This window comes from Niabella aquatica (assembly GCF_054779315.1).
The window spans coordinates 222,872-246,167 of record NZ_BAAGYM010000004.1; the positions used below are offsets into that span (position 1 = coordinate 222,872).

At 41.6% G+C, this 23,296-nt stretch carries 12 protein-coding genes; 11 read left to right on the forward strand and 1 reads right to left on the reverse strand.

Annotated features, from left to right (window positions below; all coding sequences use genetic code 11):
- Positions 1 to 13 precede the first annotated feature (13 nt).
- The 10 genes from ACYVBM_RS04865 to ACYVBM_RS04910 all read left to right on the forward strand — a co-directional run bounded on the left by ACYVBM_RS04865 (position 14) and on the right by ACYVBM_RS04910 (position 17,554).
- Positions 14 to 1,051: a FecR family protein gene (locus tag ACYVBM_RS04865; RefSeq protein ID WP_460684502.1), complete on the forward strand. Its 1,038-nt coding sequence runs from the start codon at positions 14 to 16 to the stop codon at positions 1,049 to 1,051.
- Between the two features lie 158 nt (positions 1,052 to 1,209).
- Positions 1,210 to 4,578 (forward strand): SusC/RagA family TonB-linked outer membrane protein, encoded by a 3,369-nt coding sequence (locus tag ACYVBM_RS04870; RefSeq protein WP_460684503.1) that lies wholly within the window; start codon positions 1,210 to 1,212, stop codon positions 4,576 to 4,578.
- Between the two features lie 20 nt (positions 4,579 to 4,598).
- Positions 4,599 to 6,248, forward strand: coding sequence for a RagB/SusD family nutrient uptake outer membrane protein (locus ACYVBM_RS04875; protein WP_460684504.1), 1,650 nt, complete (start codon positions 4,599 to 4,601; stop codon positions 6,246 to 6,248).
- 120 nt (positions 6,249 to 6,368) lie between these two features.
- The gene (locus ACYVBM_RS04880; RefSeq protein ID WP_460684505.1) at positions 6,369 to 8,081 is read left to right on the forward strand and encodes a glycoside hydrolase family protein; all 1,713 of its coding nucleotides are present in this window, start codon (positions 6,369 to 6,371) and stop codon (positions 8,079 to 8,081) included.
- Positions 8,082 to 8,085: 4 nt separating this feature from the next.
- Positions 8,086 to 10,470 carry a sugar-binding domain-containing protein gene (locus ACYVBM_RS04885; RefSeq protein ID WP_460684506.1) on the forward strand — a complete coding sequence of 795 codons (2,385 nt, stop codon included), beginning with the start codon at positions 8,086 to 8,088 and terminating at the stop codon, positions 10,468 to 10,470.
- A 7-nt stretch (positions 10,471 to 10,477) separates the two neighbouring features.
- Positions 10,478 to 11,473 (forward strand): glycoside hydrolase family protein, encoded by a 996-nt coding sequence (locus tag ACYVBM_RS04890; protein WP_460684507.1) that lies wholly within the window; start codon positions 10,478 to 10,480, stop codon positions 11,471 to 11,473.
- Positions 11,474 to 11,595: 122 nt separating this feature from the next.
- A complete protein-coding gene (locus ACYVBM_RS04895) occupies positions 11,596 to 12,507 on the forward strand; it encodes a family 43 glycosylhydrolase (RefSeq protein ID WP_460684508.1) in 912 nt (303 codons plus the stop codon).
- A 64-nt stretch (positions 12,508 to 12,571) separates the two neighbouring features.
- Positions 12,572 to 14,731 carry a beta-galactosidase gene (locus tag ACYVBM_RS04900; RefSeq protein WP_460684509.1) on the forward strand — a complete coding sequence of 720 codons (2,160 nt, stop codon included), beginning with the start codon at positions 12,572 to 12,574 and terminating at the stop codon, positions 14,729 to 14,731.
- 65 nt (positions 14,732 to 14,796) lie between these two features.
- The gene (locus ACYVBM_RS04905) at positions 14,797 to 17,109 is read left to right on the forward strand and encodes an alpha-L-rhamnosidase-related protein (protein ID WP_460684510.1); all 2,313 of its coding nucleotides are present in this window, start codon (positions 14,797 to 14,799) and stop codon (positions 17,107 to 17,109) included.
- 16 nt (positions 17,110 to 17,125) lie between these two features.
- Positions 17,126 to 17,554: a winged helix-turn-helix domain-containing protein gene (locus ACYVBM_RS04910; protein WP_460684511.1), complete on the forward strand. Its 429-nt coding sequence runs from the start codon at positions 17,126 to 17,128 to the stop codon at positions 17,552 to 17,554.
- A 161-nt stretch (positions 17,555 to 17,715) separates the two neighbouring features.
- On the opposite strand, the gene ACYVBM_RS04915 is transcribed toward ACYVBM_RS04910, so the two are convergent.
- Positions 17,716 to 21,879 carry a hybrid sensor histidine kinase/response regulator transcription factor gene (locus tag ACYVBM_RS04915; RefSeq protein ID WP_460684512.1) on the reverse strand — a complete coding sequence of 1,388 codons (4,164 nt, stop codon included), beginning with the start codon at positions 21,877 to 21,879 and terminating at the stop codon, positions 17,716 to 17,718.
- Between the two features lie 253 nt (positions 21,880 to 22,132).
- On the opposite strand from ACYVBM_RS04915, the gene ACYVBM_RS04920 reads away from it, so the two are divergent.
- The gene (locus ACYVBM_RS04920) at positions 22,133 to 23,278 is read left to right on the forward strand and encodes a glycoside hydrolase family 88/105 protein (RefSeq protein WP_460684513.1); all 1,146 of its coding nucleotides are present in this window, start codon (positions 22,133 to 22,135) and stop codon (positions 23,276 to 23,278) included.
- Positions 23,279 to 23,296: the final 18 nt, after the last annotated feature.

Genomic DNA, 23,296 nt, shown 5'->3' on the forward strand with positions numbered 1-23,296 from the left:
ATAGAGGCAAAAAATGATGCAAAGCCGCACTTTTATATTGCTCCTTAAAAAATCAAAAGGGGAACTGACGGATAAAGATGATCAGGAACTTTCTGAATTGTTACAATCCGAGCATCAGGATATTATAGAAGATTTTGAAAAGCTGCTTGCTGCAAAGGTGCGTTTTGATGAACAGGAAACAGAGCAATCTCTTGATCGCGTATTACAAAGGATCAGAAAGGCAGAAAAGAAAAAGCCTTCAATAAATGTTACCCGGAGAATATACTTCAGGTATGCAGCGGCGGCAGTAGCAATTATCACGGTTCTGGCAATTGGCTGGCTTACATATAATTCCCGGCAGGCTGACAGTAATTCCGGTACCCGGGTGTTTGCTGAGAAAAAAGCGTATAAAGCGGACTATATATTGCCCGATGGTACCCGGGTTAAAGTGAATAAGGATTCCCGCCTTAGTTTGTTTGAAGGGTTTAACCAACACACAAGGGAAATATACCTGGATGGGGAAGCTTTCTTTAATGTAGTGAAGGATAAAGACAGGCCTTTTATTGTTCATACCAATACAATGGATGTAAAAGTGTTGGGCACCGCATTTAATGTGAGGGCTTTTCAGGAAGACTCCGTTGTTGAAACAGCATTGATCCGGGGATCGGTGGAAGTGATGCTGAAAAATCAGGATAACCGGGTGTTCCGGCTAAAACCAAGTGAGAAAATTATAGTGAAGGCAAATAAATCTGTTATCAGATCCGGGAATAGCATCGCACCTGGTGTAGAAGTGTCGCTGAGTCATTTTCATGTAACGGGTAAGGATTCTGTGGCATTTGAAACCCAGTGGACAAAAGAAGCATTGTCTTTTGATGATGAAAAGCTTAAGGATCTAATCCCCAGATTGGAAAAATGGTATAACATTACAATTGAAGTGAAGGAACCAGCACTGCAAAACATAAAATTTAGCGGTATTGTTAAAGATGAAAGTATAAAAGAGCTATTGGAACTCTTTAAAATTACATCAGGATTAAAATACAAAATAGAGAAAAAACATGTAACGATTTACTAATAAAAAAGGCGAAAAATGCTACGAACATTTTCCGCCGGCTTAAGACAGATTGCTAGTGCAATTGCCTATTGTTAAATTAACAAAACAAATGTATGAAAAAAAATGCTTGCCCAACCTCCTGGGTAATGAGATTTGCATTGACCAAATTTCTGCTTCAGATGAAACTTATTCTTTTATTAATCTTGATTCCGGCTTTCCAGGCTTTTTCTTTTGACGGTTTGTCTCAGGAACGGATTAATCTTGACCTAAAGGGCCAACGGATATCAACTATACTTAAATATATAGAGAGGAATTATGATTATCGTTTTTTTTATAGTGACAAAGTCAGCCTGAATAGATTTAAAGTAGATATTGTTGCCAAACAGGCAACCATTGATTATGTAATGCAAAGCCTTTTGGCAACTACCCCATTTTCATTCAAAAAAATGAATAGCGATCTTGTCGTGATTATTGGGTATCAAAATGAAGCTCTGGAGCACACGGTAGCTGGTAAGGTTACCAATGAATCAGGTGTTGCGTTGGAAAATGTTAGCATAATCGAAAAGGGAACGAATAATGGCGTCACCACATCCGAAGAAGGAACATTTACAATCAAAGTGAAGGATGAAAACGCAGTGCTTGTAATTTCTGCGGTAGGCTACCTAAACAAGGAGGTTGCTATAAAAGACTCTGGATTTTTGGATGTGCAATTAAAGGCGTTATCGAACCAGATGGATGAAGTTATCGTTGTAGGCTATGGTGTTCAAAGGAAAGTTTCATCGACTGCCGCAGTTTCTTCCATCAAAGGGTCAGATATAGAAAATGTACCGGTTGCGAATATCAGCAGTGCTTTAACCGGAAGAATTCCGGGTCTTATTTCTGCACAAGGTACAGGAGAGCCAGGAAATGATGATGCAGAACTTTATATACGGGGAATGGGAACCACGGGAAATAAAGCTCCACTTGTAATTGTTGACGGTGTACCCCGTGAGTTGAACCGATTGGACCCTAATGTTGTTGAATCAGTTACTTTACTTAAAGATGCTGCTGCTGTAGCTCCTTATGGTGTTGCAGGTGCCAACGGCGTAGTATTAATTACCACTAAAAGTGGAAAAGCTGGTAAAGTTTCATTATCCTATAAAGGATATGCGGGTTGGCAAAGCCCTACAGATGTACCCGAACTGTTGAACTCATCCGAGTATGCATCTATGCGAAATCAGGCTACTAAAAATGAAAACCCTGCTGCGGCATTACCATTTAAGGAAAGTCAGTTAAATGGGTATAAAAAAACAGTAGAAGGTACCCGGGATGCAGACCCTGACAAATATCCTAATTCGGATGCGATGAGTTTTTTCAGGAACGCGAATACAACCATTACAGGACATAGCCTTACAGCATCCGGAGGGCAGGATATAGCTTCCTATTTTCTTGGCTTAGGTTATTTATATCAAAGTGGCCTTTATGCCACAACGGGCAACCATAGATATAACCTGACAGCCAAGCTATCTTCCAAAGTTACCAGAACAACTACTATGACGCTTTCAATCAATGGCTCCCAGCAGCAGATCGCCAGACCCTGGTTGGATCCGATTACTGTTTTTGAAAGAGCTATTAAATGGAATCCGACAGTAGCTATTGAGTTCTCTAACGGATATTTAGCCACCAATAATGGCAACATAACCAATACAATGTATGCTAATACTTTAAGCGGATCGCGGCTCAGCGATCGTACGGAAATCTTTTCCCAGTTTGCTATTCAACAGGAACTTCCGTTTATAAAAGGATTAAGCATGAAAGGTGTATTTAACTATGACCCCACAACTGTAACTAACAAAAACTGGCAGGGAGGAGGAAAGGCTGCCGGCATGATATTTTATAATATAGACACCAGTATAACTCCATATACTTATACACCGGTAACGTTATCTCTGTCAAAAACGTTATACCAGAACAGTGAGCAAAGAAAGAGGATCACGTGGCAGGGTTACCTGAACTACCATCGCAAGTTTGGCATTCATGATATAACAGGGTTACTTGTTGCTGAAAGCAGAAGAACAACATATAACGTTTTTTCCGCACAGCGAACTAATGGAATATTAGATATTGATGAGCTTGATTTTGGAAATCCCAACCAGGTATATTGGAGTAACGGGGGAAACGCTTCAGGGACTTCTCAGGTTGGATATGTATACCGCGTAGCCTATAATAATCAGGGAAAATATTTACTGGAAGCCAGCGGCCGGTATGATGGTAATTACTATTTTGCGCCCGGGCATAAATTTGGTTTCTTCCCTGCGTTCTCAGCTGGCTGGCGATTATCAGAGGAAAAATTCATGAAATCGATAACCTGGGTCGATAATTTAAAAATCCGGGGTTCCTGGGGTATATCTGGTAACCTGGCGGGAAGCCCTTTTCAGTACCTGAGCACTTATTCCATCGATGCCGCGTCCTCTTATGTCTTTGGAGGAACCGTTTACCAGGGGGCTAAAGAGAGGCTGGAACCAAACCCGGATATTACCTGGGAAAGGTCAAAAAAATCTAATATTGGTTTAGAAGTATCTCTTTTCACCAGGAAATTAAATATCGAAGCAGATTATTTCAGGGAAAAGCGCAGTAATATGTTGGTAAGCCCTGCCAGTATAGTTCCTGCGGAGTATGGAATTGCTGTCGCACAGGAAAATGCAGGCATCATGAGTAACCAGGGGCTGGACCTGAACGTTAACGGAGTTCAGCGCATAGGAGCGTTCTTAATTGATCTGACCTTCAATTTTACTTATGCTAAAAATAAGCTGATACAAACCTTCGAAAACGAAGCTACCTATAATGATCCTAACAGAAGGCGTACCGGCAGACCTCTCAATACCATTTTTGGTTATGTAGCCGAACGCCTGTTCCAGTCAGAAGATGACAAAAACGGTGATGGAAAAATTGATGACAAAGACGGCTTTCCGGTACAAACTATTGGCGGCGTAGTAGCGCCGGGAGATATAAAGTATAAAGATTTGAACGGTGATGGTAAGATTGATGCCACCGACCAGACTGCTATTGGAAATCCGAATATTCCAGGAATTATTTATGGGTTTAGTCCCCGGATTTCTTATAAGGGCTTAGATCTGTCTGTTCTGTTTCAGGGAGCAGCCAAAACAAGTGCTTTCATAAGGCAGGAGCTTGTATGGTTGCTGAGCGGTGCCAATACTACTACCTATACTCTTGATTACTGGACTCCTGAAAACCGTGATGCAAAAGTACCCCGTCCATATGGGGCAGCAGGTAACACTAATAACCAGCAAACCTCCACCTGGTGGGTATGGGATATCTCTTACCTGCGGATTAAAAGTTTTGAGCTGGGCTATAAAATCCCCGACACATTTCTAAAAAAGACACCGGTTAAATCCTGCAGGATTTTTGCTTCCGGGCAAAATTTATTTACCTGGAGCGTTGTAAAAGGTATTGTAGATCCTGAGCTTTCTTCAACAGGAAGTAATACAAGGGGATGGTATTATCCTCAGCAACGCGCATTTTCTGTGGGAGCCAATATCACATTATAAAATAGTTTAAAAATAAAAATATGAACACTTCTAAAAATATAGGGGTATTTGTTGTTATACTTATTGTTATCTTATCAGGTGGTTGCAAAAAAGGATTTTTGGAAATTGTTCCTAAAGATCAGTTAAGCTCAGAAACACTCTTTGCAAACAGAGATGGCGCCGATATCTTTTTAAATGATATTTACAGCGCGCTTCCTGACCAGGAAGCTGGCGGAGCATACGATTCGTGGGAAGGCTGGAGTGATAATGTTACAGGCCGGTATAGCTGGGGAATGTCGTGGGAAAACTCTGTTACTCGGTCTTATGGGGCCAGCACCAATAACCCAGGCCTGTATAACCATGGGTATCCCTCTGTTCCTTTCAAATATGATGACGTGTATGTGCGAATAAGAAAATGTAACCTGTTTATATCGGAAGTAAATAAAAATATAGCCAATCTTGATGAAAACTGGAAAAGGCAAAGGCTGGCCGAGGTAAGGTTCCTGCGAGCCTTCTATTATCACTGGCTGTGGATGGCATATGGGGGAGTACCTTTGATTAAAGAAGTGCTTAACAGGCAGGAGCAGGGGAATGGGATTTTTTACCCCCGTAGTTCTTACCAGGAAGCGTATCAGTTTATAATTGATGAGCTCAATGAGATTTATATGGATCTTCCAAATGAAGTAGGCACCGGAAGAGCCACCCGGGGAGCAGCGTTAACATTAAAGGGATGGTGTGAACTGTATAATCATAAATATGAGGATGCTGCAAATACTAACCAGCAGGTGAGAGACCTTGGCAAATACGGGCTTTTTGCAAATTACAATAACCAGTTTCTTACAACCAATAATAATAATAAAGAATCCATATTTGCTTATCAGCATCTTTCCGGCTCAAAGAATTCAGGACGTTCGGGCGAATTTGGACCTATGCCTTCGCGGGGTGCGATGCAGCCTACACAGAATTTGGTGGATGATTATTTGATGAAAGATGGTTTACCTGTTACAGAATCCCCTTTATTTAACCCCGACTCTCCTTACATCAACCGTGATCCCAGGTTTTATCAGTCTATTGTATACGATGGCTCTATCTGGAGGAATATAGTATATTATACAAGGCAGGGAGGCAATTATTCAGTTAGTTCGAATGCTGAAAGGCATACAGGATATTTTAGAAGAAAAGGAATTAACGATGGCGTTACAGAAGTAAATGTACTGGAAGGTCCCAATTATGAATATTTCCGATATGCAGAAGTTTTACTTAATTATGCAGAAGCAAAAATTGAGCTGAATCAGATCGACCAGTCAGTATATAATGCAATCGATAGCGTAAGAATGCGTGCCGGAATACCTACACTAATAAAAACCTACTCAAGGCAGCTTACTCAAACTGAATTAAGAGAAATTGTAAGAAGAGAACGAAGGATAGAGCTAGCCTTTGAGAATAAACGTTATTGGGATCTGATCAGATGGAAAACGGCCGAAATAGTATTGAACCAGCCCAAGTATGGAATTAACATAAGCTTGCAGAATGGTAAGCTGGTGTATAACCGGTTTATCGTTCATAATATGGTGTTTTATAAAGAAAAGAACTATCTCTTTCCTATTTTTCAAGGCTGGATCGATCAAAATCCAACTATAAGGGCTCAAAATACAGGTGAATTTAAGGCAGGGCAAAACCCTGGCTATTGAGTGAGGTTTGTCTAACCCTACTTTGTAGAAATATGTTTTCACGCGCGGCAATTGAATAGCAAAATGCTGTATTAGATTTTCTATGCAGTTATTAAATTAATATTTAATCTCTCCATATTCATGCGATACTTTGTATGTTTTGTTTTTAATTTTTTATTACTTGTTTTTTCTTCCAACGCTCAAAAACTAAATTCAGTTTCCTATTCACAGGTATATGTAGAAGGTGAGTTGGCTGCAAGATTGAACAGAAACTATAATAGACTGGAAGATGATATTTACCGACCAGAAAATGTTTTTAATGCAGGCGGAGCCTCCGAAGGATGGCCGGGTGATAAAGAAGGCAGAACCATATTGGGCCTGGCTTTGCAGGCGCAGGCCAATCATCGTGCTGCCCGGTATCTGGAAACAATTATAGATCAGTTGCCTGGCCATCTGAATGAAAAAGGATATTTGGGGCCTGTTTATAAAGACTCTGTTTTAGAGCAGCAGCTATCCGGGCATGGCTGGTTGCTGAGAGGGCTATGCACTTACTATGAATGGAAGAAGGATAAGAGAGTAAAGTCGATTATACAAGGAATAGTACATAACCTGGCCCTGCCTACCACAGGTTTTCACAGGGAATATCCTATTGACCCTTCCAGCCGTGAGAAGGGAATGGGTGCCGCCGCCGGAACAACACTTAATACAGTGGGCAGGTGGAAGCTTTCAACTGATATTGGTTGTGATTTTATCTTTCTCGATGGATTGGTACATGCCTATCAGCTTTTTCCGGAAAAAAAGTTACGTACGCTGATTGAAGAAATGACAGAACGCTTTTTCCAGATACAACTTGAAGCGATCAACGCCCAAACCCATGCTACACTTACCGCACTTCGTGCGATACTACGTTTTTACACTATTACCGGCGATCGAAGATATTTGACGGAAGTTGAAAAACGATACCTGATTTACCGCAATGCCGCAACCAGTTCAAATTATGAAAACTTTAACTGGTTCGGACGGCCTTCCTGGTCTGAGCCTTGCGCTATTGTTGATTCGTATATTGTTGCAGTACAATTGTGGCAGTTTTTGAATAACCCTTTGTACCTCGAAGATGCCCATAACATATACTACAATGCTTTATCCCGTACTCAAAGGGCTAACGGTGGCTTCGGCCTGGATAACTGTACACATCAAGATGAACCATTTTTGAAAGTAGTGGCAGATGAGGCGTACTGGTGTTGCACCATGCGCGGAGCCGAAGGATTAACCAGCGCCGTCCGGTTTAGTTGCTTTTCCGATCAAAACAGGGTGATATTTCCGTTCTTTTTTAGGGCGGTCTATAACCTGGGCGATGGGTTAAGGCTTCAAACGATTACCCGCTATCCGTTTTCTTCCGATTTTACAGTTAAGGTTTTGCAAAGTGGCAGAAAAAAGGCTTCTACGTTCAGTTTCTTCGCTCCCCGCTGGATGAACCATTTTCAAATCAGTTTAAACGGCAAGCCAATTCCGTTTGAATTGGCAGGAGGGTTTGTAAACTGCAAAACAGCTTTAAAAGCCGGAGATATTCTGTCATTCAATGCACAAACATTAACCTCAATACAAAAAATAGTAAATACAAAGTACAATAAGCCCGAACTGTATACCCTCAATTATGGAGTACTGCAGTTGGGAACGGAGAGGGAGAGATTATTACAGTTATCCTCCCAACTGCAGCTGGTGCAGCTTTCAGATTCACTATGGAGCATAAGACCAACCAATATTATTTTAAGGCCCGTATATCATTTGTTGGATACTACAGTAAATAAGCAGTCTGGTAAGGCTATGCAGGTATTATTCGAAATTCCAAAATAAGATTATGATAAAAAAGAAACTTGAAAGAATTTTACTTACCATTTTTATTGGTCTTTTATCTCATTCATCGTTACAGGCAGGTTTGGGAAGGAAAGTGGAAAAATTTGACTTGGACTGGCGTTTTCATTTGGGAGATGTTCAGGGCGCTGCCGCTTTCAACTTTGATGATAAGGGCTGGCGGTTGCTGAATGTACCGCACGACTGGAGTATTGAGCAGCCGTTCGTTAATGATAAAAAATTAAGCGCCAATGGATTTTTACCTGGCGGTATCGGGTGGTACAGGAAGCATTTTACTGTATCTCAAAAGAATCAGGGAAAAAAAATCTACCTTCATTTTGAAGGGGTATATCATCAAAGCGATGTGTATATCAACGGGCATCACCTGGGCTTTCATCCTTACGGTTATACGCCTTTTGAGTACGACCTTACAGACTATTTAAAGTTTGGTGAAGACAATGTAATCGCCGTTCGGGTAAATCATGCCGAATTACCTTCTTCAAGATGGTACTCGGGCTCGGGCATATACAGAAATGTCTGGCTTAAAGTATTGGATCCTGTACATATTGATCTCTGGGGCAGTTTTGTGTCTACACCTGAGGTGTCTGCCCAAAAGGCCGTTGTCCGTATCGAAACCAGCATAAAAAATACCCGGCTAACGACCGGTACTTATACTATTGTTACAGAGATTGTAGACCGGCAAGGAAAAAGAGTAGCTATAAATACGCAGGCCTTGCGCCTGCAGCCAGGTATAGTAAGCCAATTTAAACAGCAGGTGGAGATAAAGGACCCGGTACTTTGGTCGGATATTAATCCATATTTATACCAGGTACGAACAACCGTTAAAAAGGATGGGAAAGTAATCGATGAGTCGTTGGCTAAATTGGGCATAAGAGTGGTTGAATGGAGCCCCGACAAAGGTTTTCTACTAAACGGCAAGGTAGTGAAATTGAAAGGCATGAACCTGCATACAGATGCCGGAGCTGTTGGAACGGCCGTACCGCCTAATGTATGGAAGCGGCGTCTTAAAACATTGAAAGAACTGGGATGTAATGCCATCAGGGCCAGTCATAATCCGCCAGACCGGGCATTTCTGGAGCTATGCGACTCAATGGGATTTCTTGTAATTGATGAGGCTTTGGATAAATGGAGAAGATATGGATACTATCAGAAGTATTTTGAGGAGTGGTGGCAAAAAGACATAGGATCCATGGTGCTAAGAGACAGGAACCATTCCTCTGTTATTTTATGGAGTGTGGGCAATGAAGTTATTGAACAAAATCTTCCATCCGGAACCGATACAGTTAAGTTATTGGTCGACTATGTGCATAAGCTTGACCCCACCCGGAAAGTAATGGTAGGACTCAACCCTTCGAGAGGGTTCAACGAAAACGGATTTGCACAGGCGCTGGATGTGGTTGGATACAATTACCAGGAGCCCTGGTACGAACAGGACAAAAAAGATTTTCCTTCGAGGATTTTCATTGGCACAGAAACTTATTGTTATTTCCGTGGCTATGAGGGGAACAAAATGAATTTCGAAACCAGGCGGAATCCCTGGTACGATGTGGCAGAGAATGATTATGTTGCCGGATCTTTTTTATGGCCGGGTATTGACTATATTGGAGAGGTGGGAGGCTGGCCCCTGAAAATAAGATCTTCCGGAATTATTGATATAGCAGGCTTTCCAAAAGCAATCGCAGGCTTCTTTAAAGCAGTTTGGCTGGAGCGTCCCGTGGTTGCGTTGGCTGTATTAGACGACCATGCAGATTTAAAAGTGGATCCTGCAAAACTCAACTGGTCTTACCCTAAAATGGTATCTCATTGGAATTTTCCTTACTATAAAAAGCACCTCGTCCGGGTGCATACATTTACAAATTGTGAATCGGTAGAATTGCAGGTGAATCAGCGTTCCTTCGGAGAGCGTAATACTGCTGAGTTTGCTAATAATACAATTGAATGGTGGGTGCCCTATGCAGAAGGCCACCTTATTGCTATCGGGAAAAATAACGGAGCGGAAGTTACAAGAGATACACTCACCACAGCCCAGGCCCCGGCGAAGATACAACTGCAAACATCCGAAGAGAAGATCGTTGCAGACCGGCAGGATGCTGCCGTGGTGGAATTGAAGTTGCTCGATGAAAAGGGCACCCTGGTGTCCGATGCAGACCTGCCGGTAACTTTTTCCATTGAAGGCCCCGGTAAATTAATAGGCATAGATAATGGCAATCAGGATAGCGATGAATCATTTAAAACCCATACCCGGCATACGCGTTTTGGAAAACTTATTGCCATCGTTCAGTCAACCGGTCAACCGGGTGTTATCAGGGTAATTGCCCAACCAAAGGGGCTGCCACAAAGTGAACTGATCATTCATTCCGCAATTAAATAAAAATGGTATGATAAGAAGGTGTTCTTTATTGTGTTTATATATACTGGTTGTCTTTAGTAGTACAAAAGCTTTCGCTCAATCTTTACAGAAACTTCCATCTCCTGTCATTTTCAGCGGTAATGATTCCGTTGCGTACAGAGATCCAGCTGTCTTATTCGAAAAGGGAATATTTTATCTGTTCTTCACTGTTGTTAAAGCAGAAGAAGAAGGCAACATATACTCATATACAGCGTTCTCCCGTTCCAGAGATTTGGCCCGCTGGAGCCTGCCTGAAATAATTACGCCAAAAGATCAGCATCTGAATTTCTCCAGTCCGGGAAATATTATCCGGTTTAAAAATGAATGGATATTGTGTCTGCAAACCTATCCCCGCCCGGGTTATAAAGCGGGAGAGAAAATTATGTATGGAAACGCAGATGCCCGACTGTACATTATGCGCAGCAAGGATTTACGAAAATGGTCGCAACCTGAGCTTTTGAAAGTGCAGGGAAATATTCCGTTTGAAAAAATGGGAAGAATGATTGATCCCTATTTGCTGGAAGATAAAGATCATCCTGGCAAATGGTGGTGTTTTTATAAATACAAAGGTGTAAGTATGTCTTATACCTACAATATGAAAGATTGGGTTTACGCAGGAAATATTCCGGATGGCGGAGAAAATACCTGTGTGCTGGTTGTAGATAATCAATATGTCATGTTTCACTCACCTCATAATGGTATTGGAATCAAACGATCCGGGGATCTCACTCACTGGCAGGATGTTCCGGGCGTGATAACACTCGGGCAAACAGGCTGGGAGTGGGCCAGGGGGCGGCTCACCGCTGCAACGGTTATCCATCTTAAAAAGCATAAGTCTATTGGAAAGTACCTGATGTTTTTTCATGGGTCGGGGCCCGAAAGTGAATTGAAAGGAGACTTCGATAAAAACGCCTCCATTGGTATAGCCTGGAGCGAAGATCTGACGAGCTGGAGCTGGCCGGGTAAGCCAGCCGGCTTTCAATAGGCTGGCCTGTAGTTTTAAGAACTATTGGTGTTAAGTTAAACCTGCTTTTATATACATTTCATACCGGTCTTTTTGTCCGGATTCTTTGAACGTATATGTACCATTCTTAAATTTTAAAGACTATGCAAAAGTTTTTTTCTCTATTCTGCTTCCTGTTCTTTTTTAATACAATGCGCGCGCAGGAGTTTTATGTACCGGATGCTGAGCCTGCATACATTGATCCTGTTTGGAATGGGGGCGCCGATCCTTTTATATTATGGAACCCGGCAAAAAAGCAGTTCTATATGTATTATACGCAAAGACGTGCAGACCTGGAGGGGGATGGTTGGGCTGAAGGGTCAAAAATTGGCATTGCAGCATCGAAGGACGGCCGTAAGTGGCAATATATCGGAACCTGCAAAGGCGAAAGGTTGGAACGTCCTGTTGAAGATGATTATTCTTTATGGGCACCTTCTGTAATCTATTATAAAAAAACATTTCACTTGTATGTGAGTTATGTACCGGCCATTACCGGCAAAATGGGGAAAGGTATCAGCTATATAAAGCATTATACCAGTAAAGATGGCGAAAACTGGAACTTTGAGTCTTTTATTCCGCTTTCTTCTGACAGGTGTATTGATCCATGTGTTTATAGAGTGGGTAAAACATGGCTGATGGCCTATAAAGATGAGGCGCATGGTGCCCGTACCTGGCTGGCAGAAAGTGAAGATCTGGGTAGGTGGAAAGTAAGGGGGGCCGCAATTGATGACCTGCGCCATGAAGCCCCTTTTTACTGGAAGCAAAACGGACGGCACTTTATGATTGTAGATGCGTGGAAACTCCAGGCCCGTGTATATGAATCTCCGGACGGTTTAAACAACTGGACCTATATTACCAGTTTTCCGGCCGGGCATCCGGCCATCCTGCAGGCCAAAGGTAAAACCTTCCTTATTCATCATACACATGATTCTGAGAAACCAAGGCGTACAGCCATATTCATTAAAGAATTGGTGATAGGTGCAGACGGGAAACCTGTGCCGGCAGCTAATTACTGATGAGAGCTTGCCATATACTTGTGTGTCAAAATACTATTTATTAATTACTACAATACCTCTGTAAATGACGAAACAACAAATCGTTTTCCTGCTTTTCCTGTTATTAGCGACTAGTAGTGCCCAGCAAACTTTCGGGCAAAAAATGGAAGGATGGAGCGGGATGTATAAAGGACGAATGGTGTTCTTTATAAATGGTAAACCAGTGCCTCCTTTAATGTACTCAGGTACGGAACAAGGCCGTCAAACCTGGAAAGACCCTACAAAGAAGAGTATAGCACAGTTTAGTTCGATTGGATATGATATTATTCAAACGGATATGTGGTTTAAATATTCCCTGATGCCGGATGGAAGATTTGATATGGCAGGAGTAAAGAAACAATTATCAGGGATTTTGCAGATCAATCCCAATGCAAAGATTGTGGTACGTATTAACGTATCTGCTCCCGGATGGTGGCTGGATAAATATCCCGCACAACGTTGCTGTGTAACTAAGCCCGGCCCCGATAATAAAGAGTTTGGCGGAACGGTTGCAGAAAGTCTTGCCTCAGAAGCATACCGGAGTTTTGCCGAAAGTAAACTGAAGCTTTTTTTAAGGGAGCTGATAAAATTGCCGGAATCCGATCGTATTGTAGGTTTTCATGTTGGAGGAGGCGTATATGGAGAATGGCATTATTACGGGATATTTAATGAGCCTGACTGTTCTTCATCCATGGATACCTATTTCCGGAATTTTGCAGAGCAGAAATATGGCACCATAGACAGTATAAATTTTTACTGGAAAAGCAGTTATAAAAGCCTGGAAGAAATTCATGTTCCGGGCTATGAAAGAAGGTTTCAGGTGGCTGATGGTGAATTCAGAGACCCTCAGGCGGATCAATATGTTATTGATTATTATGAATGCCAGCAAAAAGCGATTTCGTCACTCGTATATACGCTTACAAAAAGTGTAAAAGAAAATTGGCCAAGGCGGGCTATTACCGGCGTATTCTTCGGCTACTTTTATGGTGGGTTTACGGTTGGGGCGCAGGCCAGCCAGGCGGATATTAAAACCATACTGGAAAGTCCCTATATTGATTACCTGGCTGGTCCCTATTATTCCAGAACCATGGATGGATCGGGATGTTACAGGTCTTTGGCTGCTTCGATGGTGCTGAATAAAAAAATATGGTTCACAGAGCATGACGGAGGCACCCATTTGGGCGGAAGCGGCGCTGGTAAAGCCTATTTTCCGGGTATTCCGGCAAATGAAGATCAGACAATAGCCCGGATGAGAAGGAATTTTATGTACAGCATTACAGAAAATGGCGGGCAATGGTGGTACGATTTCGGACCAAAAAGCCAGGGCGGAGGATGGTGGTCTACACCGCGGTTACAGCAGGAGGCGCAAGCTCTGTTAAAAATCTCAAACAGGCAGCTGGAGGCGGGCTATCATTCAACAGCGGATGTGCTGGTTGTCCATGATATGTACGCTTACTACTATACGCGTCCTAAGCGGGCTGAGAAATATACCGCTTCTTTGGTGGAGAAAATGGCAGACGCACTACTGGGTACAGGCGTGTCCTTTGAGAAGATATTCCTAATGGATCTGAAAAAAGTGAATTTAGAGAAATATAAAGTAGTTATTTTCTCACACACATCCCTGCTGGATGCTGACATGCGGAAGTATATCAAAACGAAAGTTATGAATGACGGCAGAACGGTGGTCTTTATTTCGGCAACCGGATATACAGACGGAAAAACGAACGACACTGCTTTTATGACAGCACTTACCGGAATAAAGATAAAGATGGCCCCGGCGGCAAGACGGATGTCGATGGAATTGAACGGTAAAACGGAAGAGGTACGCACAGATGGTATTCTAAGCCTTTTTCAGGTAGATGATAAAACGGCCGACACATCCGCGACCTACGATAACGGGCTGGTTGCGGCGGGTTTTAAAAAGATGCGGAACCATACTGTAGGATACATAGGGGCTCCTTTAGGGGATAATGCGGAGCTATATAAAATGATTTTCAACCGGGCCAATGTTCGTGCTTATGTAGGAAATGCAGTGCCCAAAGATTATATATCTGTAGGGGGCGGAATAGTCGGTATTTATACTGTTAATGGCGGCACAAAAACAATTTATGCGTTGAATGGGAAAGAGGTGAAAATAAATATGCACCCTTATTCCTGCCGTTACTTTGACCTGGCGAATGGCAATGCGCTCGATACGGAGGATTAGGGAACGGCTTTAATTGCTGAAGGTTGCCGGATCGAAAGAAAAGTGTTTTACTTTAAAAATTGAAAATGATAAAAAGAATTTTTTGTATCCTGTGTGTTCAGTTGCTTGCCTGCATGGCATTTGGCCAGGATTGGAGTGGGAAATGGATTTCTACTGAACGTTGTCAGAGTACTTCCAATACCTGGTTGGGTTACAGGAAGGAATTTACTTTAGACAATGCCGTGGCATCGGCTGTAGCCAAAATAGCGGTTGATTCTAAATACTGGCTTTGGATCAATGGAGAAATGGTAGTGTTTGAGGGTGGTTTAAAAAGAGGTCCTAACCCATTGGATACCTACTATGAACAGGTTGATATCGGGCCTTATCTGGTGAAAGGGCGAAATGTAATTGCAATTGTAGTATGGTTCTTTGGAAAGGATGGTTTTTCCCACAGTAGCAGCGGGCGGGCGGGACTTTTGTTTGACTGTGTTTCTGACGGGATGAATTTATTCTCAGACAGCAGCTGGAAGTGTTCTGTTTTGGAAGCTTACCAAACGGCCCCTCCTCCGCTTCCCAATTACCGTTTGTCTGAGTCGAGTATTTTATATGATGCAAACAAAGAAATCAGTAACTGGAAAGATATAGATTTTAAAGGGAGAATAGAGCCTGCTGTAGTATTGGGCGAAGCCGGTTGCTACCCATGGAACAGGCTTCATATCAGGCCGATACCCCAATGGAAGAATTCGGGTCTGATGCAGTACCCCAATGTGAAGAAAAGCGATTCTGATAAGTACGATACCCTGGTTTGCAGCCTGCCGTATAACGCCCAGGTAACTCCTTATCTTGAGGTAGAAGCAAACCCAGGCAAAAAGATCATTATTTGTACCGATAATTATCTTTACTATAAAGGAGGATCTGCAGAAAACATACGTGCTGAATATATTACAAAAGCCGGTGTACAGGAATATGAAAGTTTGGGATGGATGAATGGTCATAAAGTGTATTATATCATTCCTGCAGGTGTGAAAATATTAGATGTTAAGTATCGGGAAACAGGCTACCCGGCATCTTTTGAAGGACGTTTTCACAGTTCGGATCCTTTCCTCAATGAGCTTTGGCTGAAGGCGCAACGGACACTGTATGTTAACATGCGGGATACCTATATGGATTGCCCGGAAAGGGAACGGGCGCAATGGGCCGGCGATGCTGTGCTGGAATCTGCACAGTCTTTTTATGCACTTTCTTCTTCAGCTCATGCGTTATCTAAAAAATGGCTGACTGAATTATTAGAATGGCAACAGAAAGATGGGAAGATCTTTGCGCCTGCTCCGGCCGGTAACTGGAACAAAGATTTACCCGACCAATCGCTTGCAGCTATCGGTTACTACGGTTTATGGAACTATTATATGCATACAGGTGATAAATTATTGCTGGAGCAGTTTTATGATAAGATACGAAAATATATATTTTTATGGAAGCCCCGGAAAGACGGTTTTTCGATGCCCCGGTTCGGAGATTGGACCTGGGGAGATTGGGGGAATAACAGGGATATACCTTTACTTTATGATCTGTGGTATTATCTGGCAGTAAAAGGAATGTACCTTACAGCGAAGGAACTTAAAAAGGATGATGATAAAACGTTCTTTCTTCAATATATGCAGGCATTTAAAGTTGCATTTGATAAAAAATACTGGACAGTAAGAGGATATCGTTCTGCAGATTATAAGGAAAGCACAGATGACAGGGCACAGGCTTTGGCGGTGCTTTGCGGCCTTGTTCCCAAAGAAAAATATCCGGGTTTATTAAAGATCTTTCAAACCGAATATCATGCAAGCCCGTATATGGAAAAATATGTACTGGAAGCCATGATGGAAATGGGTTATGCCAAAGAAGCACTGCATCGCCTGAAATTAAGATATAAACCAATGGTTGAGGGCTGGCCGTTTTCGACATTGCCCGAACACTGGCCAGGTACTGATGGCCACGTTGCCGGATCGGTAAATCATGCATGGAGCGGCGGCCCGCTTATTATCTGTTCACAAAACATTAATGGAATTGTTCCGCTTATTCCCGGCTATCGTTTGTTTGAGCTGACTCCGCATCCCGGGTTGGTAAACAGGGCAGCTACAGAAGTGGCCAGTGTGGCAGGAAAAATAAAAAGCGCTTATTTACAAATGGATTCGGGCCTGGAATTAAATGTAACAGTACCGGGCGGAACTTTGGCAATTGTGAACATTCCTGCCGAAAAATTAAAATCGGTGACATTGAACGGTAAAAAAGTTTGGGAAAAAGGCAAATATCTGAAAGGTTTAAAGCCGGGCGAAATAAATGCCAGGCAGGGATATATTCCTTTTAAGGTTTTTTCAGGCATTTGGAGCTTTAAGGCCAAAAATATTTAACTATTATTCATAATTTATGGATCATTTTAAAATTGTGTTCAATAAGTGGGATAAAAAAGCCGATCAGATTGCATGGGCCATAGCAACAGAAATTGAAAAAGGAAATATCTCCGCAGGCGAACAGCTCCCCTCTATAAATAAGTTTAGTATATCCTATAAGGTAGCAAGAGATACAGTCGAAAAGGCTTATGGCATTTTAAAGAATCAGGGTTTAATCAGGTCAATCGCTGGTAAGGGTTATTTTGCTGTTAAGAACAAGTTGACTGCTCGTAAAGCAATAGTTATTGTAAGCAGTATGAATGAGCATGAAGAAATATTGTGCCATGCTTTAATTCAATATTTGAAAACGGAAACAAATATTGATGTCCGGATGTATTACTATAGTAATCATCTGCAGGATTTGCTTGAAAATAACAGGCTTATATACCGACATTCTGCTTCATAACTGTGTTTTTATGGTGAAAAATAAATGAATTGTGTGCGATAACAAAAAGAGCGACCTTGAGTAAAAAGCCTTCTTTTGTATATACAGGCTGGTATGAAAAATACTGTGAAGTCTACGATGAAATCGCATATGCCACTCGCTTTTACAATTTACGCGAAGGCTTAAATAACTGTGTCATTTAAAGTATAATCTTTGGGAGTCTGTCCAAATTCCTTTTTAAAGCATTTTGTAAAATACCCGGGATCAGTAAAACCCACATTATAGCATACGTCAGAAACGTTGCCCGCATTTTTTGAAAGTAACTGGGCCGCCTTTTTGAGCCGCAGCGTTTTTATGAAATCATTTGGTGATAATCCTGTCAGGCTTTTTAGTTTTCTGTATAATACCGATCTGCCCATTGTTAGAGCCCGGGCAAACTGGTCGACTGTAAATTCGCAATTCCCAATGTTGTTTTCAACAACTTCAATCGCCTGTGCAAGAAATGTCGAATCAATTGAAGTGGCAGTAACTTCTTTAGGCTGAATAACAATCTGTTGCTGGAAATGTTTTTTAAGTATTTCCCGGTTTTCTATAAGCCGTTTTACCTGGGCCTTGAGTACATCATAATAAATTGGTTTAACCATGTATATATCGGCACCGGTTTCAAGTCCTTTTATTTGTTGCTCTTTTTGGTCCAGGGCTGTCAGCATGATAATAGGGATATGGCTTGTTGCAATATTAACTTTTATTTTTTCACAGAACTCGTTGCCATCCATTTCCGGCATTAATACATCGGTGATAATCAGGTCGGGATTAAAAGATACAGCCTTGTTGATTCCTTCAAATCCGTTAGCAGCTTCTTCTATCTGGTAGATTGTTGAAAAACAATTAGACAGGTATCGCCTAATATCGGGATTGTCATCAATTATTAGAAGTTTATATCCTCCGGCAGATGAATCGCTATTATATTCCTGCTCTGCTAAATATTCGGGTTCAGAAAGTATTTCATTAACCGTAAAAGATTTGTATTGAGTATTCGGCTGGATTTCAGCCGGCTGGTAAGATGCTTTTGTTGCCGGAAAAGTGAAATGAAATGTTGTGCCTTTATTAGGGGTAGATTCAACACTTATTTGTCCATGGTGTAGCAGAATCAGCTTTTCAACCAATGACAAACCGATTCCGTATCCATATGCTCCGGATACTACCTGGTTATCGGCTTGAAAAAAGGGCTTAAAAATATGATCGATCTGATCGGGGGGAATCCCGTGGCCTGTATCCTGAACAGATATAGCAAGTTGGCCTTCGTTGTAAGCTGATTTTAACTTTACTTCACCCAGAGGTGGTGTAAAGGATATGGCGTTATATAACAGGTTGTTTAAGATTTTTTCTAATTTATCCCAGTCGATCCATACAGTCAAGAAATCAAGGTCTGTTATGAAGTAAATTTTTATCTGTTTTCGTTGGGCCAGATTGGTAAAGGAGTCCTTAATCGTTGTAATGAAGCTAATGATCTCTCCTTCAGAAACACTTAATTTCATATTATTGCCCTCAGCCTTTCTGAAGTCCATCAGTTGATTAATCAGCCTGAATAAATGATCAACGTTGTTACGTATAAAAGATAAGTTCTCTTTTGTTGGGCCATCTGCCATAGGAGATATGGTGCTGTATAGTTGTTCAAGAGGGCCTAAAATAAGAGTTAACGGCGTTCTGAATTCATGCGAGATATTTGTGAAATAATTAAGCTTCAGTTCTTCCAGTTCTTTTATTTTTTCTTTTTCTATTTGTTCCATTTTAAGCCTGTCTTTCAGCCTTTCACGTTCCAGAACATATTGAATAAGCCGATGCAGAACCAGGAGTAAAAGGACTATATATATAGCGTACGCCCACCATGTTTTCCAGAAGGGGGTTTCTACAATAATGGTTAATAAAGTTTCCGGTGAAGACCAGATGCCCAACGCATTGGTGGCTTTAGCTTTCAGAATATATGTTCCCGGTTTTAAGTTGGCGTAGGAAGCATGTCTTTGATCGGGCGGTCTGTATATCCAGTCCTGGTCAATCCCCTCCAGTTTGTATGCATAGGAAACCTGTTGGGAAATACTATAATCAGTAGAGGTGAGCGAAAATGAAAATCCCAGATCTTTATAAGTTAAATAGACCTTTTTTTGCGGCCAGTTTATTTCAGGATCGGATTTTTGCAGGTTCCCTGATGATACCTGGCATTCTGATAACACTAATGGAAAATGTCTGTAACTGGTAATAATGCTGTCAGGATGAAAGCTGATAAAACCACTCATCCCTCCAAAGTACATATATCCTTCCTGGTCCTTTGCTACTCCCATTGTATAGTTTTCTTTGGTAATATTTCCAAAGGGAAACTGGTAATTCAGGAACCGGGTATTTTTAGGATCGAATCTGCAAATACTGTTTAACGTAGCCAGCCACAGATGACCTTTATCATCTTCCTGTATACCGGCAATATGCGTATCGTATTCGGTGTTATACGTGCTGGCATACATGGCAAATGCAGCAGCATTATCAGCTGAGCTTAGTAAATTCAATCCATTGGAAGTGCCTACCCATATTTCCCCTTTTTTGCTGCAGTAAAGTGAGGCAACATAATTGCTGGACAGGCTTTTGGGGTTGGACGGGTCATTAGTGTACATCAAAGGCTGCTCTTTAATATTGCCAGCTTTAAATTTTACCAGGCCTCCTCCCCAGGTACCCACCCAAATATTTCCGCTTAAGTCTTCCTCAATTGCGAATACATTTTCATATTGATTCGGTTCAATATAATCTCTGTAATTGGTGTTAGGCTTTTTTTGGGATGAAAGCAACGATGGGGATAATAATGATTTTTGTGGATCCCATACATACAGGCCATTGGTTGTACCTATCCATATTAATCCTGTTTTGTCCCTGTGGATTTTTCTGATCGTTACTTCAGGCAGTTGATTTAACGTTAGTGGTGGGGGTAAAAATCTGCTGTTATGATAGTCATAAATCCTGATCCCCTTTTTGGTCCCTATCCAGAGGATGCCCGGCCTATACATAAACAGGCTTTGAACCTTTCTTTTTTCTATATCGCTGTTATTGTCGGGAATAGCATAAAACCGGTATTCTTGGTTGTGAACAGCTATGGTTGCCGCTGTATTAATTCCTCCCGAGCCACCGATGTATACAAACTGTTTCCCGTTTATCACATATGGAAGTATAGCAGCCACATTATTATTGGAAATACTTTGTGTACTGAACGGGCTATTTTGGAAGTGATGAAAATTGTCGAACGAGGGCACAATTTTACTAATGCCGTTATAGGTTCCGGCCCATAAGGTGCCGGAAGTATCAACATAAGTTGCAAATACCTCGTTTTGAATGAGGCTGTTAGGATTGTTGGGTGTATGCAAAAAATGTTTAAACAAGGTATTCCGGGGACTGCTGTTTACAGAAAGCCTGTTCAATCCGCCGCCTCTTGTCCCGATCCATAAATTACTTTTTTTGTCTTCTGTAATTGACCGGATATCATTATGAGAAATACCGGAAGGGCTGGAAGGATGAAAAGTGAACCGGCTGGAAGATATGTCCAGTGTTCCTGCATTTGATTGAGAAACAGCCGCTATTCTGATCAATCCCTGTTTGGTGCCTACCCATAAAGTTGTATTGGAATCTTTGTAGATCACATTAATATAGTCGTTTTGAAAATGCCTGATTTCCCGGATCAGCCTTCCCTTCGGATTAAACATGTATACATATAAGCCGTTGTTCGTTCCTATATATAGTTTATTTTCTTTATCTTCAAACAAACACGTAATAACAGTGTTTTTTGGAAAATTTGCAATCTCATTTAATAATAGTTGTTTTTGCTGATCATACCTGCTCAGGCCTTTTTCTTTAGAGCCTACCCAAAGGGAATTCCCTTTTGCAAATAAAGCGGTAATACTACTGTTTTTAAATGCTTCCAGCAACGGGTTTCCGTCGATTTTCAAAAAGCTTCTGCTTAACGGGTCGTATAGGTTCAATCCTTTTGGAGTGCCTATTACAAGCCGGCCGTTTTTATCTGACAGCATAGCTGTAACCACATCATTAGTAATAGCCCTGCCACTTTCCTGCCGTGAATTAAATCTTTTAAAACTATATCCATCGAACCGGTTCAGGCCGTTCTGGGTGCCTATCCATAACATTCCTTCGTGATCCTGAAAAATGCAGGTAACCGAATTGCTGGATAATCCATTAGCATCCGTATAGTTTACAAAGCTTACCTGGGCGCAGGCGTTATTCCTGGTACTAAATAGCAAGTAGAAAATGACAACGTAATATCCTAATGTTCTGCCTGCCATTTTATCCTTCATATAAAAAAGTATATAATATAATCGTTCCTGATACAGCAGCAACCCGGTAAGGTATAATTTTAAAAGCGATCGCATAAGTATACAAGCTGTTTGCTGCCATCTGCTGTAAATATCATAAATTATCAATGAATAGCAGGGGGTATACGCTTAAATGAATAGTTTTTCCTATTTTCTGACCAGCTTTTCCCAGCCGCCGGTTGCATTCTCTTTTATTTTCGTGTCCTGTTTTTGATTGGCTTAAATTAAAAGTAACGTGAAAAAAAATATTGGGCATCTGTTAGTTCTGTTTGGTATTGTTGTTTGTTCTAAAATCTCTGTTGCACAAAAAGAAACCTTCCAAATTAATAAGCGGACCGTTAAAAAAATAATGTCAAAGGTTTGCGATTACCAGTTGAATCATTTAAAAGATAGTACGGTTATGGCAAATGGGATTGTTGAGGCAGTTCCGGCCAACGGGTGGGTAAGAGGGGTATTTTTTACGGGTGTAATGGCTGCATTGGAAAGTACAGGAAATGAAAAATACCTGCAAGCTGCATTAGAATGGGGGCAACGGAACAACTGGCAACTGGGTCCTAAGCCCCGTCATGCCGATGACCAGGTAGTTGCCCAAACCTATATCAGACTGTTTGAGTTGAGGCGGGATCCCAAAATGATAGAGCATTGCCGGCAGACTTTTGATAAAATAGTGAATGAACCGATTTTAGGGAGTGTGGCCGGCTGGTCTAAAGATGATAACTGGGCCTGGTGTGATGCTCTTTTTATGGCTCCTCCTGCATTTGCCATGTTGAGCAGGCAAACCGGAGAATTGAAATATATTGAGATAATGGATTATATGTGGTGGGATACCTCTGATTACCTGTACGACAGGCAAGACAGCCTTTATTACCGGGATGCGAATTACAGCCCGGCAAAAGGAGACAACCAGGCAAAAGAGCCAAACGGTAAAAAAGTATTTTGGAGTCGTGGGAACGGATGGGTACTGGCAGGATTGGCAAAAACGTTGGCTTATATGCCTTTGGATTATAAAAACAGGAAGAAGTTTGAAAACCAGTTTATAGAAATGGCTTATAAAGTGAAGCGGCTTCAGTCCGGTGATGGCTTATGGCGCAGTAGTTTGTATGATACCATCTCTTTTCCCGATCCTGAAACCAGTAGTTCCAGTTTGTTTTGTTATGCTTTTGCATGGGGGATAAATAATAAAATTCTTTCTGAAAAAGAATTTAAGCCCGTAGTGGTAAAGACATGGAATGCCCTGGTAAAAAAGGTGAACCGTAAAGGGATGCTTGGGTCGGTGCAGCGTGTGGGTCATAAGCCAACCAGGGTTTACCCCCAAGACACCAATGAATATGCAGCCGGAGCATTTTTAAACGCCGGTAACGAAATGCTGAAAATGAAATAGCCTGCTTGAACAAGAAGT

Bases quoted from the DNA above. Each gene is read 5' to 3' on its own strand.
- ACYVBM_RS04900 (WP_460684509.1), top strand. From the start codon at position 12,572: ATGACGAAACAACAAATCGTTTTCCTGCTTTTCCTGTTATTAGCGACT.
- ACYVBM_RS04865 (WP_460684502.1), top strand. From the start codon at position 14: ATGATGCAAAGCCGCACTTTTATATTGCTCCTTAAAAAATCAAAAGGG.
- ACYVBM_RS04880 (WP_460684505.1), top strand. From the start codon at position 6,369: ATGCGATACTTTGTATGTTTTGTTTTTAATTTTTTATTACTTGTTTTT.
- ACYVBM_RS04875 (WP_460684504.1), top strand. From the start codon at position 4,599: ATGAACACTTCTAAAAATATAGGGGTATTTGTTGTTATACTTATTGTT.
- ACYVBM_RS04910 (WP_460684511.1), top strand. From the start codon at position 17,126: ATGGATCATTTTAAAATTGTGTTCAATAAGTGGGATAAAAAAGCCGAT.
- ACYVBM_RS04905 (WP_460684510.1), top strand. From the start codon at position 14,797: ATGATAAAAAGAATTTTTTGTATCCTGTGTGTTCAGTTGCTTGCCTGC.
- ACYVBM_RS04895 (WP_460684508.1), top strand. From the start codon at position 11,596: ATGCAAAAGTTTTTTTCTCTATTCTGCTTCCTGTTCTTTTTTAATACA.
- ACYVBM_RS04870 (WP_460684503.1), top strand. From the start codon at position 1,210: ATGAAACTTATTCTTTTATTAATCTTGATTCCGGCTTTCCAGGCTTTT.
- ACYVBM_RS04890 (WP_460684507.1), top strand. From the start codon at position 10,478: ATGATAAGAAGGTGTTCTTTATTGTGTTTATATATACTGGTTGTCTTT.
- ACYVBM_RS04915 (WP_460684512.1), bottom strand. From the start codon at position 21,879: ATGAAGGATAAAATGGCAGGCAGAACATTAGGATATTACGTTGTCATT.
- ACYVBM_RS04885 (WP_460684506.1), top strand. From the start codon at position 8,086: ATGATAAAAAAGAAACTTGAAAGAATTTTACTTACCATTTTTATTGGT.